The organism is Acetobacterium wieringae (assembly GCF_001766835.1).
GTDB lineage: Bacteria > Bacillota > Clostridia > Eubacteriales > Eubacteriaceae > Acetobacterium > Acetobacterium wieringae.
The window spans coordinates 107239-121289 of the sequence record NZ_LKEU01000024.1 but is presented as its reverse complement, the minus strand read 5'-3'; the positions used below and the strand labels follow the sequence as shown (position 1 = coordinate 121289).

Sequence of the window (14051 nt, the reverse complement as noted above, 5' to 3'; positions counted from 1 at the left end):
TCAGATACAAGGATAATTGACTTGAGTTTTGCCCGCAATGGATTTTTGCAATATTGTGCATTTTCCAACTTGCAATACTATGGATTTTTACTTTGCAACTTTCTACATTTTTATTTTACAATAAACAAGGATAGTTGTACCAGCCAATTTGCCTATCTGTTTATTCTGTATAGCTGCTCATCTCTCCATCACCCTAATCAACTTGTCCACTTGTCAAGATGTCCGGCACCTCTCAAATCTAAGCTTTAGTTGATGTAACCCTTATTACTTCTAACGCCTCATATAAGATTCCCAAAATTTACTTATGTGGATGAAAAGTTTCTTGGGGAGTTTGGGGGATAGTTGAGGAGTTGGAGATCAACTTCTTCTAACCGAATTATCTATTATTCTGCTCATACTTCCAGGCATCTCTGACCATTTCATCAATCCCAAGTTCAGCCTTCCAGTCTAGTTCCTTCTCAGCTTTGCAGGCATCAGCGAAGCAGGTCGCAATATCGCCCGGACGTCTTCCTACGATTTCATACGGAACTTTTATATCATTAACCTTCATGAAGGTATTCACAAGTTCTAAAACAGAAGTTCCTCTGCCGGTTCCCAGGTTATAGATATTAACACCATTTTTAAGATTCTCAATGGCCTTCACATGGCCTTTTGCTAAATCAACTACATGGATATAGTCACGAATACCGGTTCCATCAACTGTATTATAGTCATTTCCGAATACACTTAACTTCTCTAGTTGACCCTTTGCAACCTTAGTCACAAAAGGCATGAGATTGTTTGGAATACCATTAGGATCTTCTCCAATCAATCCACTTTCATGAGCACCTACTGGATTGAAATATCTCAATAGACTTACAGCAAAGTTTTTATTAGCATGAGCTGTATCCGTCAAAATTCTTTCACTCATAGCCTTAGTTTCACCGTATGGATTGGTTGTCTTCTTAAGTTCCATTTCTTCTTTCAGTGGTGATGGCTGATCACCATACACTGTTGCAGATGAGCTAAAGACGAACTTGTTTACTCCATATTTCACACACATCTTGCTAAGCACCATTGTAGAGACAAGATTATTGTAATAATATTCAATTGGCTTAGATACAGACTCTCCTACTGCCTTAAGACCAGCGAAGTGAATCACACCATCGATGTTATGATTATTAAAGATTTCCTCTACCTTTGCTTCATCCGTCACATCGATCTGATAGAAATTAGGCTTGATGCCAGTTATGGTAGATAGCTTGTCCAGCACTTCAATCTTAGAGTTTATAAGATTATCGGCAATGATCACTGTATGGTTATTTTTAATTAGTTCTATGGTTGTATGGCTGCCGATAAAGCCTAAGCCTCCGGTTACTAATATGTTCATTGGTTGTGGTCACCTCAATTCATAATTCAATTAATATTTTCTTATATTTGTACTTTCCTATATCTGATCTATAATTTTAATCTTTTGAATTTTTATACTCTTTGTATGTCACCAGCTTATTGATATCATACTTATTCATTTGATTTACATCAACTTTCCCATAATGATAGTAACCATCATTAAAAATATACATTGTTTCATTTTCAATATAAATTCCTTCAACAGCAAATGAATCTTTCAAAGTATAGGCTAAATTTATTTCTTTTGTTAATAAATCAATCTTATATACAAAATTATCACCTCGATAATTTATACCTGCTGTGAAGTATATAGCATTACTGCCTTCATCCAAGAACAATTGATCTTGGCCTTCAATCTCCACATATATTGATTCAATAATACTACCATCTTTATTGATGTTTATTAGTTCTTGATTTGTAAGTATCCATCATGTGTCTTTTCTGTTGTCATAAGCTATTCCAGTAGGTTTGTTAATTTCAATACTGGAAAGGTCAGCTCCTTCTTTAGATATATTCCTTATTTTATTTTCAGCAAAAGAGCAAAACCAAAGGGTATCATTACTTATATCGACTGTAACACCTTGGATATCAGACATTTCCGGGAATGTGTTAGACCTGTACACGTGAAGCCTTTTCCTGGTTCCCCTAATTCAATATCAGGTATTGGTACTTCTGACAATAATACAGGAGTATTGTTGTCAGTCTTATTGTCAGTGTCGGTGTTCGTACACCCTATTAAAAAACTTGTGACATGTATATATAACAAAAATGTAATAACCAGTTTTATTAGTCTCATTTAATCACACCGGTTTATATTAATTCTATTTTTTTATTTTTCTTACTAGCTTTCTAGGTATTTTTCGAATTATCTCAGTATTGTTTCGTAATTTTGTTAGCATTTTTTTTGAATTCGAATATTCTTCATTGTTTTCGCATAAAGTTGTATTGAAAAAACTGCATAACTCAGGCTGTAACCATGAGCTTCCATCCGCCTTAAGCCTATTCCTAATATCCCCATATTTAATATCAGTAAAATTTGGTATGCAACCTAATGTTAGATAAGCATGTCCATTATAACAATGTGGTAAATTACATTTACCTATTGCTCTAAACGGTATTGGCTTTGTTACTGACTCAAATATATTAAAACTATACCTACTGCTATAACACTGGGAAGCTACACCTGTAGATATATCAACAACAAGCATCCAATCCCCCGCATAGCAAAACTCTTCTCTTTTTACTTTAAATAGAGATTTTTTAAACTTCCAAAAATCTGATTCAAATTGTGACCAAGCTTTGTCATATTCATTCATTGGTAAGTTCGTAAGATAATCAATATCTTTTGAATCATCATTTCTAGCGATAGTTATATGAGGTAAAGCTCCGAAATTTTGCAGTGAAAACTCCTTAACTTCATCAATTAATGGAATCAATTCATCACTTGGTGTTATTTCAATATTAGCAGACGCACCTGCTTCCCAAATTTTTTTTACATTAGCGGCAAACTTATCTAATAAGCCTTTCTTTTTCAATTCTAAATAATGGAATGAGCATTTAAACTCAATTCTTTTTAATATCTCTTTATCCCATGATAATATTTCGTCTATTATTGGAGTTACGGTTAAATTAGTGACAATTTCAGCATAATGCCCTATTTTAACTAACTCAAAAATATACTTATCTAGATCTTTTGTGAGTAATGTCTCCCCATCCGCACAAAAGTTCATAAATGCTAACCCACCCAACCTCTCAGGTGATAAAGCCTTAGCAACATGTTCAGGAGAATACTTGAAAGTTGGTTGCTCATTTTGAAAATTTTCTTCACGCTGAGATAAATAACAATAATGACATCTAAAATTACAAATTGACATTGGGATTGGGAATAAGATTATTCTTTTAATTTTGTCCATTGTGCACCTCTTTTCTTAACAGCATTGATAAGATTTTTTCTCTTTCTATTCTATTTAACACAATATAAATACTTACAATGAAGCATGTAAGAATCGATGCAGATATTGCTACAAATAATGATAACCAGGAATCTTTAGGTAATAGAACTTTTATTAAAAAGGAAATACTACCAATAATAGCAGATGAGAATAACGAAATCCCGACATCTTTGTAAAATTCGTACCATTTCAACCCAACTATTTTAGCAGTATATGGAATTACAAAAAGTAGATTCCTGAGTAAAGTGATAGTTGAACTTACGCCTGCGACAGCAAATACACCCAGATTTGTAAATTTTAACAGCCATACAACAGAAATAAGATTTAAGACACCTGAAATTAGAAAAGTTATTGAGTTGAGCTTAAGCTTATTTGTAGTTGTAAATATATTATATAGAACCTGAGTACCAGCCAAAGGTATAAATGCCATTATTGTTAAAAAAGATAACATAGTCAATGTCTTTGAATTTAGCGTTGGCATCCATAGTGAATAGAATTTATGTCCGTATACTAAAAAAATAATGGTAGGTAACGTTATTAAAATACTTGATATTTTCATGCTAGCTCGTACTTGCTTTACGAACAAAGTAGTATCGTTTTTTGCATAAGACATAGTCAAATTTGGAGAAAAACTAGTATTTATTGTTGATGCAATTTGTAGTATTGTGTTTGGAATAATTTTAGCTATTGCCAATAATCCCATTTGCACAGGATTAATAAATATATTAGCCAACAACAAATCAAGACCTGTCATCAAAATATTTCCACCTTGATTGACAGTATTCCACATTCCTGACGTTACTAAGTCAATCAAATACTTAACCCTAAATAAATGTGGATCAAATACTAAATCAGACAAATTCTTTTTCTTATAGAACAAAAGAAAAGGCACAGTAGCAAGAGTTAGTAAAAATGCTATTAAACTTACATAATACATGAAAGGTTTGAAAAAGCTAAAAATACAAATTAATAACAATCCATTAAATATTGTTCTTACAAGATTAATTAGGTTCGTAATGAAAAGTTTATTAGCAACATACATGTTTATTGCTAATATTCCCGTTACTTGACTTACATAGAAATTTAAAAATACGAATGCAAATAACATCTTTACGTCATAGATATGTTCCACGCTGATATTAATTATTTTATCCAAATTGGTTATTATAACAACAGATGGTAAAATTAACAAAGCGAGTATTAATATATTGCCAACAATAACAGAAGAATAATATGCTTTTGCTTCTTTGGGTTTTCCTCTGTGATATTCGATTGCTATAAACCTTCCTGCCATAGAATTTAATGCGACAGTAATAAGGGTGGCATACATAACAAAGTTATTGGCTAATTGGGTGAACCCATTTGCTTCAGTTCCTAATTGACTTACTATATAAGGAGATAAAAAAAAGTTGATTGCAATACTTATCACCATTGTAATTATACTACTTATTAAATTAATTGCTGTTTTTTTATTCTCACTAACTATTTTCATTATTGTTTACCGATGTGAATACTGAACAAATTTCAGCAAAATGATCATTTAAGAATGACTTGTCATACTCAAAATTACTTTTATACAAATCCAATATTGTATTATCAATTTTAGACATATCATCACACACTTTAATATTCTTTAATTTTGATATCCACTCATAAACTCCACTTACTTTTTTACTTTTGTTATCTATTGCTATACATGGTGTACCTGTAATAGCTGCAAAAATCATCCCATGCAATCTATCTGTGATAACTAATCCAGATTTTGAAAATTGATCCCATTTTTTTCTTAGTTCTTCATCTCTAGTTCTTTTGCTAACATTTTTATTAATTACAGTATCAGTTTCATCATACTTTATATTGTGATTTCTAATAAAATCCTTTATTCTATTAATATTTTCATCAGCAGCTACCTTTTCCAAATCTTTTCTAAAACACAATAAGACACCATCTCTGACACTGCCCCTACCTACCTTATCAATATATAAAACAATATCAGGAACGAATATAAATTTTGTCGAAGAAAAGTTTCTCTGAGCAAAATCAAATGATTGCTTATCTCTTAAACAAATTGTCAAGTTTGCATGTTCTGAATATATAGTTTTATTTTTTTGAAGTCTTTTTTCCCCATCAGAATCATTTGAATAATAACAAGTTTGAGGAAAAACAACTGTCTTATTAAATCTAAAAAGATTAATAATCTCACTAATCTTATCATCCTCATGAGGCCATAATGTACCCAAATTTCCCCCGCCATCTATAATAATTATATCGTCTGAGCTCGTATATTTTCTAATTATATCCTTGTACTTTTCATAATTGGAATTATTTATTTCTATTATCAAATCTCTTAATCCTACATCGCTTAACAAATTATATTGAGCTTGTACAATTGCATGATCTCCTAGATTACCATGGCAGGGTGTAGCCATTAGAATTAGACAGTAACCATGTTTACGTCTAATTTCTTTGGTAGTATTTTTGAAAAAAAACTCAAATTGCAATTTCTGTAATCTATTAATACTAGGCTTCAATAACGGCTTGAGTATTTTCTTAATTTTAATCAACATTTTGCCCTCCTATTTTCGAAGTAAGTGTTTAAATTTATTGAGTTTATCAAGAATATAAGCTGTAGCTTTTGGAGAGATAAAATATAGTTCGTATAATATGCGAAAACATATTTTTTGATTTGTTTCTCTCAATCTAAACTTGAGTATTCTTTTCTTTTCTCTAAACAGCTCAGTTTGCTCATTTTTTTCTAGACCTTTGACACTGTCGTTTGTATTTTTATACACATAGAATAAATCTTTTATGGTTTTAGCTTTTAATTCCGGTTGTCCTATTCTTTCAAAAAATAGTGCTCGTTCTTCAATGGCTTCAATTGCATCAAGTTTACTTCTCAAATTAAATTTTGTGCCTGTTATACTGTCATCTCTTTGCCAATAATAATAAAGTCGCTCTGTAGTTAATACCGTTTTAGGTGAATTGTATATCAGTCTATATGTTGTAAACTCATCTTCATGTAACTTACCAATAGGAAACCTGATTTTTTGAAACAAAGCACTATTGTATAATTTTGCACAAGCTATAACCATTTGTACATTCAATTCTCCATTCAATTGTTCTAACGCTTCAATATTTGAAAATTCGCGAATCTCAATATCTGTATTGTCAAACTGATTTTTTTCGTTTGAAGTGCGTAAGAAATCACATACAGCTATCTCAGAATTTGTACTTTTTAAAAGCGTGTACAATTTATAGATGTAATGTATGTCTATCCAGTCATCACTATCAATAAAAGTTAGGTACTTACCAGATGCCATTTCGATGCCTACATTCCTTGCATCTGACAATCCGCCATTTTCTTTATGAATTACTTTTATTCTGGAATCTTTCATTTTATATTGATCGCATATATCTCCACTCAAATCAGGTGATCCATCGTCTACTAAAATTACCTCGATATTAATGTAGGTCTGTTTTAAAATTGAGTCTACACATCTTTCCAAGTACTTCTCTACTTTGTATACTGGCACAATTACACTGATTAAATCACACATATCGTTACCTAACATTTTTTATCCTCAATTTTTTCAAATAGCTTTTAATTTGAAAATATCTAAATAATAGTTCAATTTTCTTATTTTTAGCTAAGATAACTACGATTCTATTTCGAAAACTTCCGTTATATTGTGTAGCTTGATAAGCGCTCAAATAAGTGTCATTTACAATCTCTAACATCTCATTTAAGATATCTCTCTTACCCAAAAGGCTATTCGTATGAAATAAATTATCTATGCAATTAATAATATTTTCTATATAAACATTTTCAACGAATTTAATATTATGACCAGTATAATAATTATCCTCTTTCAAAAACTTACGAATGTCATTATATAATAATTTCTGAACGTTATAATAATTATATTTATACGACTGAGTTAGCGAATCACTGACAAAGTCAGTGTAATTATATAGAGATTCGTCTAGAATATTAATCTTATCACAGTGCTTAAAATACTCTAAGTTGAACAATAGGTCTTCACCCATATTAATTTCTTCTCTAAACACAATATTCTGTTTTCGGATTATTTCATTTCTATATATTTTATTACACACAGAATTAATTAAAGACTCTGAAAAGAACAATCCAAAATTTTCTTTAAATTCTTTTTTTGAAATATCCCCTTTTATACTGGGATTGTTTTTTGTTATAGCGGTTTGCCCTCCACTGCTCTTCACTATATTATAACCTGAAATGACAAGATCACTATTTAACTTCATCTTCCGTAACATGTTTTCTGTATAATGAATGTCCAAATAATCATCAGAATCTGCAAATTGAACAAATTCACCATTTGCAAGACTTAGTCCGCAGTTTCTTGTTGACGAAACCCCACTGTTTTTATTATGAACAACCTTAATTCGTTTATCCTTAGAACAATAGTCATCACAAATATCCTTACTCTTATCAGTAGAACCGTCATTTATCAAAATAATCTCAATCTTTCTATAAGTTTGATTACGTGCACTATCTATGCACCTTTTTAGGTATTTCTCCGTATTGTATACTGGAATAATTATTGATACAAGATCTCGTTCCACACCTATCAGCCCCCCTTTCTTATAAGTTACTCAAAATATCAACTATTCTTTTACACGCAAAACCATCTCCATAAGGATTGCTTGCTTTGCTCATCTTTTCGTATTCATTCTTGTCTTCTAAAAGTTGCTTAAAAGTCATATAAATTACCTCTTCATTAGTTCCTACTAATTTAAGAGTTCCAGCTGCAATACCTTCAGGCCTTTCTGTGGTGTCTCGCATCACAAGAACTGGCTTCCCAAGACTTGGTGCCTCTTCTTGAATTCCACCACTATCGGTTAAAATTAAGTGAGATCTAGATAAGAAGTTATGAAAATCTAATACTTCAAGCGGTTCAATAATTCGAATTCTATCTGTATCTCCAAGTATCTCTTGAGCAGCTTCTCTAACAATAGGATTCATATGAACCGGATAAATCGCCTTTATATCGGGGTTTTCATCAACAATTCGTTTGATAGCTCTGAACATATTTCTCATTGGTTCTCCAAGATTTTCTCTTCTATGAGCAGTTATCATGATTAATCGACTATCTGCAGCCCATTCTAAGTGTTCATGATTATAATCGGCTCGAACCGTAGTCCGAAGAGCATCAATAGCTGTGTTGCCAGTCACATAGATTGTTGAGGGATCCTTGCCTTCTTTCAATAAATTTTTTTTTGACATTTCAGTTGGTGCAAAGTTGAAATTTGATACAATACCAACAGCTTGTCTATTAAATTCTTCAGGATAAGGAGAGTGTATATCATAAGTTCTCAAACCCGCTTCTACATGTCCCACAGGAATCTGTAAATAAAAGCAGGCCAAGGCTGTGACGAAAGTAGTTGATGTATCTCCATGAACTAGAACAACATCCGGCATAACCTCTTCAATAACTGCTTTCATCTTCTCAAGAATATTAATTGTAACATCAAACAAAGTCTGTTTCGCCTTCATGATAGATAAATCATAGTCAGGAACTACATCAAAAGCCGTAAGTACCTGATCTAACATTTCTCTATGCTGACCAGTTACACAAACAATTGTATTCATTTTTTCTCTTGTCTTCAGTTCTTTAACTAACGGACACATCTTTATCGCTTCCGGTCTAGTACCAAAGACAACCATTATTTTTCTTTTCATAAAAATCACTCTTTCAAAATTTGTATTTCAAATAATTTATTAGTTTTAAGACACAGAAATATTTGTTTTAGATTTATACTTTGAACGACTTTTAAAAAATGTAAACAACACCAACATAAGAGTTATTGTCCATACAATTTCTCTTATCATAGTGTAGAAGAAATCTCTACTCCACCAGAGTATATTGGGAAAAACAACAATATATAGAGCATACACCATCCAATTCTTTATGTTTTTTGCATATAGTAGTCTATTGCTAACATGTCCAAGAATTAAACCTACTAACACAGCAAAGAGCATCCCCAAATCACCAGCAGCATAATATAATTCACCTATATATGAACCGCCCATTGCTGCATAATTCTGAAAGTGAAATACATAAGTTATTTCACTTATTATTGATGATAGGAATCCGCCAATATTTGGGAATACAAGTAAAAGACCTTTTAAATAATTAGTACCATAAGAATGGCTACTTATTTCAGGAAATGTCATTATACTATATATAACAGATTTCAAACTCGTTCCAAATTCACCTAATATTTCTAGCAAAGGAGATGATATGATTAATTTTGCTGCATGCTCAGCAATTGTTTTAATACTAAAATCACCTAACATTCTAATATCAGCAATTAATCCTATAAGAAATACAAACAAGTAGGATATAAATCCCCAAAATAATACTGATTTCTTATTCAATGATTTGATAATATCAAAATATACGTATGCTAAAGTAATAATTGTTATTATCGAACTAGCTCTATGACCACTGAACATGAATAAAGTTAAATATATCAAAGAAAATATGAATACCCGTTTACAGAAAACCGGATTTCCTTTTTTCCCAATCAACACCAAAATTATCCCTGTATCTACCATTCCAGATATAACTACAATAACGCCTGATAAGCTCAAATTGTAGGTTGCCAAATAATTTCCACTAAGAAATAGAAGAAATCTATTAATGTCCACATAGAGCCTGGGTATAATACCAATCATAATCAAGATGAGACCTACTTTATAAATAATTCGCTTATCAATACTTTCTTTCTCTTGAGAAATCATATTGTTGAATTCATTCCGTTTTGATTTCTTTTTTGCTAACAATATTCCTAATAGAACAAACGCTTGTACTTTAATTGTAAAGACAATCGATTTTATATATGTTTCTGTACTTGTGAAGCCTCTCAAATCATACCACTTAATAACAGGGGTATCGATTAAAATTAATATCAAATGGCTTAAGTGGAATATAAAACTTACGATCAAAAATAATGATGGTAATGAAAAAAGACCATAGCCCCGCTTAGTTAAGATGGTTAAACTTAATACTAACTGAAAAATTGCTATATAAGTCAATCGTTTTATTGATAAGTCAGAACCATATGATATCATCAAGAAAATTACTAACATAAAGAAATATAAGATTACCACACTGTAATACCGTAATTTATCAGTTTTCAAATTGTCACTTCCTATCTACCCTATCATGAGCACGGCATTTTTCTTCCAATTCTCCAATAATTCTGTTAAACTCAGAGTAATTCTTTTCATTTTCATAACTATAGGAATTTAGGCTTTCAGTCCAGTCATGAATTTTTCTAAATCCATCAGACATTAAACTTATTAAACCTTGTTGAAAAGCGTCATCATTATTTTCAATTACCAATCCGTTGTAGTTATTTGTTATTTGTTCATCTACTGATGAGTATCTACATGCAACAACCGGTGTATTTAGTATAAGAGACTCTATAGTTACCATTGGAAAAGCTTCTGTTCTTGTTGGAAAAACAAATACATCCGAATTCTTAATATATGGATATGGATTAGGATTGTTGCCAACGAAAATCAATTTGTCATCAATATTATTTTCTTTTGCCCATTGTCTTAATCTAGATGATTCGTATTCTCCTGTACCTTCTCCCACTACATGCCAAACGTAATCATGAAACCCTATCTCTTTTAGTTTATTAGCTAGTTTTAAAATTCTATCTGTACCCTTTAAATAACTAAGTCTTGAAACAGTCACCAATTTTAGTGATTTTTCAGGATTAGTTATTCCATAAGACTGATTAGCCATTTTTGTTATTTCTGATTCATTGAATAAATTTTTCATAACAAATGATTTTGATTTATATTCAGGAAAGATTTCGTCAAAAGTCTTTTTACCTGAGTTTGATACATTTATCACAGCATCCATCAATCTATATTTCTTCCTCATATCTTCGATATCTGCTGATTCATTAATTATATCCGAATGAATAAATGCTGCTTTAATATTACTTGTAACATAATCCGTTACGTACTGATTACAACCTTTTGAAAACACTGCTGTATAATTATCTTGAGAAAAAGAAATAGCTACATCATATTCAGTTTTGTCTTTATCTAATTTAAATAACATCTTGTATATAAAATTTGGTGAAGTAACCTTTGCAAAACCCATTAAGATTATTTTGACTATTAACTTTATATAATTTCTATTCTTCAACAAATCCCTCTTTGAATCCGATATTGCACTTATAAAATAACCACAATCGTCTACTTTCACATTGCTAGGTAAAAATCCCAAATAATCACCTTGTTTATTAAATAACCGTAATTGAATATTATGATTTTCCTCACTAATTCTATTAAGTAAATTTAAAAGTGATTTCTGAATCCCTCCTATATTCATATCTTGAGTTACAATTAAAAATTTCATCATAATCACCAATTCTCTCTGCCAATGTATTCAAAAGCTTATAAACTCCATAAACTTACTCTCAAATTCTTTATTCTCCTCTATTGCTTTAGACCATAATAATTTATTCTGATTCTTGTTATTATTTCTGTAACGCTCATACCAGAGGAATAATTCATCAGCTAAGTTATTAGCATCAAAATCTACAGAATATCCAAAACTATACTGCTTAGTTATTTCATCCATATAAGTATTTGGAGAGACCAGGATAGGAATATTAAGAGCAGCGGCAAAATATAATTTATTTGATAAGGCTGTCGTTACAGCTAAACCATTGTTTCCATAAATGTTATTAATTATATCTGTTTTTGAATAAAACTCCGCTGTCTCACACGGTTCAAATCTTCCAACAAAATTAACATTTCTAATATTATTTTCTTCGCAATATTTTTTTAAGACATCCGAGTTTTGTCCAAAGTATTGAATCAAAAATCGAGAATCATTACCAAGAGCTTTAATCAATCTTTTATTTTCCTCATAATACCTTACTAAACCAATAAAGCTGATTCTAATAGGTAATGTTATTTCATCAATAATAGTTGACCTTTTTTCTAACGAAGCTTCAATACTATTAATATCAATATTATGAACATTAATGTAATCATGTTTTGGCAAGAAAATTTTATATCCTTCTGAAGAAATAGCTGTCGCAAATGAGTTCTTTATAGCTGTTTCCATATATTTGTAGTAGATGCCAAAGTACTCATAGGTATAGTCTCTAATATCTAACCAATACTGATCCTTGAACTTTTTTGCTAGGTGAGAAGATAATAGGGCTACAGTACCAGCATTGGATCCAAGGAAAATAACTTTATTATATTTTTCTCTTTCTAACTTCTTTTTTACATATCTTGCAAATCCAAAGTACTTAATAATTTTTAGGTAATTTTTAGAATTAACACGATCTTTCAAACTATAAGAATGCAATGTTCCCGAAATATCTTCAATTATATTTTCTCTATTCCAATATATAAGGTCGAATGGAATATCGTTTTTAACTAGAATATCTTCATACTTCCGATAAAAAGGAGCATATCTGATATTACTCGGTAGCACTAATGCAATCTTTTGTTTTGATATACTCAAGTTATCATCTATCTTCATATTTTAGTTTTTCCTCCACACCATCTTATTTACAATCCCCGTATAGCTTTGAATTAACTTAACAACCTTTGTGCTCACGTTCTCATCTACATAATTTGGCACATCTACTCCTGTATCTCCTTGAGCATTCATCTCTACAGCCATATCTACAGCTTGTAGTACTTGTTCAGTTGTTATGCTACCAATGACCATATTACCCTTATCTAAGGCTTCTGGTCTCTCTGTACTAGTTCTCACAGAAACTGCAGGAAACCTAAAATAAGAAGCCTCTTCTGCAATAGTCCCACTATCTGACACTACACAAAACGAATTCTGTTGAAGATGATTATAGTCAGCAAATCCAAATGGCTGCAAACTTCTTACATTTGAGTGGAATTTAAATCCTCTTTGCTCAATGAACTTCTTACTTCTTGGATGAGTGCTGTAGATAACCGAAAAATCATATTTTTCAGCCATGGCATTGACAGCATTCATTAAGGCCATGAAATTATCTTCGTTATCGATGTTTTCTTCGCGATGAGCTGATAATAGAATATACTTACCTTTTTCTAATCCTAATGACTCGAGTACCTTACTGTCGTCGATTTTCTCTTTGTTTACTTTTAACACCTCAGCCATTGGCGAACCAACAACATAAGTCCGTTCTTTTGGAACACCTTCCCAATTAAGGTAATTCCTTGCGTGTTCTGTATAACAAAGATTTACATCACTTGTATGATCAACAATCCTCCTGTTAATCTCTTCTGGAAGGTTTTCATCAAAACATCGATTCCCTGCTTCCATATGGAAAATTGGAATCTTAAGTCTCTTGGCAGAAATTACACTTAGGCATGAATTGGTATCACCTAGAACAAGTAAAGCATCTGGTTGCTCTTGCACCATTATTTCATAAGATTTAGCTAATACATTCCCCATGGTTTGGCCTAAATTATCACCTACAACATTAAGATAAAAATTGGGCTCTCTTATTCCTAGATTTTCAAAAAACACTTGGTTCAGTTCATAGTCATAATTCTGACCTGTATGAACCAATATATGCTCAAAGTACTTATCGCTTTTCTTAATCACTTCAGAGAGTTTTATGATTTCAGGGCGAGTACCCACGATTGTCATTAATTTTAATTTCTTCATTTAAACTTGCCCC

General features: G+C 31.3%; 12 protein-coding genes. All 12 read right to left on the bottom strand.

All coding sequences use genetic code 11. The features are described from left to right. Positions 1 to 376: 376 nt before the first annotated feature. The 12 genes from galE to wecB (ACWI_RS06310) all read right to left on the bottom strand — a co-directional run bounded on the left by galE (position 377) and on the right by wecB (ACWI_RS06310) (position 14038). Positions 377 to 1369, bottom strand: coding sequence for a UDP-glucose 4-epimerase GalE (gene galE / locus ACWI_RS06370; protein ID WP_070370593.1), 993 nt, complete (start codon positions 1367 to 1369; stop codon positions 377 to 379). 76 nt (positions 1370 to 1445) lie between these two features. Beyond that, positions 1446 to 1751, bottom strand: coding sequence for a hypothetical protein (locus ACWI_RS06365; protein ID WP_139142328.1), 306 nt, complete (start codon positions 1749 to 1751; stop codon positions 1446 to 1448). Between the two features lie 459 nt (positions 1752 to 2210). Further along, positions 2211 to 3302, bottom strand: coding sequence for a radical SAM protein (locus ACWI_RS06355; RefSeq protein ID WP_070370590.1), 1092 nt, complete (start codon positions 3300 to 3302; stop codon positions 2211 to 2213). Beyond that, on the bottom strand, positions 3289 to 4833 hold the full coding sequence (locus ACWI_RS06350; protein WP_070370589.1) for an oligosaccharide flippase family protein: 1545 nt from the start codon (positions 4831 to 4833) through the stop codon (positions 3289 to 3291). The genes ACWI_RS06355 and ACWI_RS06350 overlap by 14 nt, the downstream gene beginning before the upstream one ends. Continuing rightward, positions 4820 to 5908: a polysaccharide pyruvyl transferase family protein gene (locus ACWI_RS06345; protein WP_070370588.1), complete on the bottom strand. Its 1089-nt coding sequence runs from the start codon at positions 5906 to 5908 to the stop codon at positions 4820 to 4822. The genes ACWI_RS06350 and ACWI_RS06345 overlap by 14 nt, the downstream gene beginning before the upstream one ends. Positions 5909 to 5917: 9 nt before the next feature. After that, positions 5918 to 6913, bottom strand: coding sequence for a glycosyltransferase family 2 protein (locus ACWI_RS06340; protein WP_070370587.1), 996 nt, complete (start codon positions 6911 to 6913; stop codon positions 5918 to 5920). Beyond that, positions 6903 to 7943, bottom strand: a complete 1041-nt coding sequence (locus ACWI_RS06335) for a glycosyltransferase family 2 protein (protein ID WP_070370586.1) — start codon at positions 7941 to 7943, stop codon at positions 6903 to 6905. The genes ACWI_RS06340 and ACWI_RS06335 overlap by 11 nt, the downstream gene beginning before the upstream one ends. Positions 7944 to 7962: 19 nt before the next feature. Beyond that, complete coding sequence (gene wecB / locus ACWI_RS06330; RefSeq protein WP_070370585.1) at positions 7963 to 9060, bottom strand: non-hydrolyzing UDP-N-acetylglucosamine 2-epimerase; 1098 nt, start codon at positions 9058 to 9060, stop codon at positions 7963 to 7965. A gap of 45 nt (positions 9061 to 9105) precedes the next feature. Beyond that, on the bottom strand, positions 9106 to 10524 hold the full coding sequence (wzy, locus tag ACWI_RS06325; protein ID WP_070370584.1) for an O-antigen polysaccharide polymerase Wzy: 1419 nt from the start codon (positions 10522 to 10524) through the stop codon (positions 9106 to 9108). A 4-nt stretch (positions 10525 to 10528) separates the two neighbouring features. Then, complete coding sequence (locus tag ACWI_RS06320; RefSeq protein ID WP_084633535.1) at positions 10529 to 11767, bottom strand: glycosyltransferase; 1239 nt, start codon at positions 11765 to 11767, stop codon at positions 10529 to 10531. A 27-nt stretch (positions 11768 to 11794) separates the two neighbouring features. Further along, the gene (locus ACWI_RS06315; RefSeq protein WP_070370582.1) at positions 11795 to 12907 is read right to left on the bottom strand and encodes a glycosyltransferase family protein; all 1113 of its coding nucleotides are present in this window, start codon (positions 12905 to 12907) and stop codon (positions 11795 to 11797) included. 3 nt (positions 12908 to 12910) lie between these two features. After that, the gene (gene wecB, locus ACWI_RS06310) at positions 12911 to 14038 is read right to left on the bottom strand and encodes a non-hydrolyzing UDP-N-acetylglucosamine 2-epimerase (RefSeq protein ID WP_070370581.1); all 1128 of its coding nucleotides are present in this window, start codon (positions 14036 to 14038) and stop codon (positions 12911 to 12913) included. Positions 14039 to 14051: the final 13 nt, after the last annotated feature.

Bases quoted from the DNA above. Each gene is read 5' to 3' on its own strand.
- galE (WP_070370593.1), bottom strand. From the start codon at position 1,369: ATGAACATATTAGTAACCGGAGGCTTAGGCTTTATCGGCAGCCATACA.
- ACWI_RS06355 (WP_070370590.1), bottom strand. From the start codon at position 3,302: ATGGACAAAATTAAAAGAATAATCTTATTCCCAATCCCAATGTCAATT.
- ACWI_RS06350 (WP_070370589.1), bottom strand. From the start codon at position 4,833: ATGAAAATAGTTAGTGAGAATAAAAAAACAGCAATTAATTTAATAAGT.
- ACWI_RS06345 (WP_070370588.1), bottom strand. From the start codon at position 5,908: ATGTTGATTAAAATTAAGAAAATACTCAAGCCGTTATTGAAGCCTAGT.
- ACWI_RS06340 (WP_070370587.1), bottom strand. From the start codon at position 6,913: ATGTTAGGTAACGATATGTGTGATTTAATCAGTGTAATTGTGCCAGTA.
- wecB (WP_070370585.1), bottom strand. From the start codon at position 9,060: ATGAAAAGAAAAATAATGGTTGTCTTTGGTACTAGACCGGAAGCGATA.
- ACWI_RS06320 (WP_084633535.1), bottom strand. From the start codon at position 11,767: ATGATGAAATTTTTAATTGTAACTCAAGATATGAATATAGGAGGGATT.
- ACWI_RS06315 (WP_070370582.1), bottom strand. From the start codon at position 12,907: ATGAAGATAGATGATAACTTGAGTATATCAAAACAAAAGATTGCATTA.
- wecB (WP_070370581.1), bottom strand. From the start codon at position 14,038: ATGAAGAAATTAAAATTAATGACAATCGTGGGTACTCGCCCTGAAATC.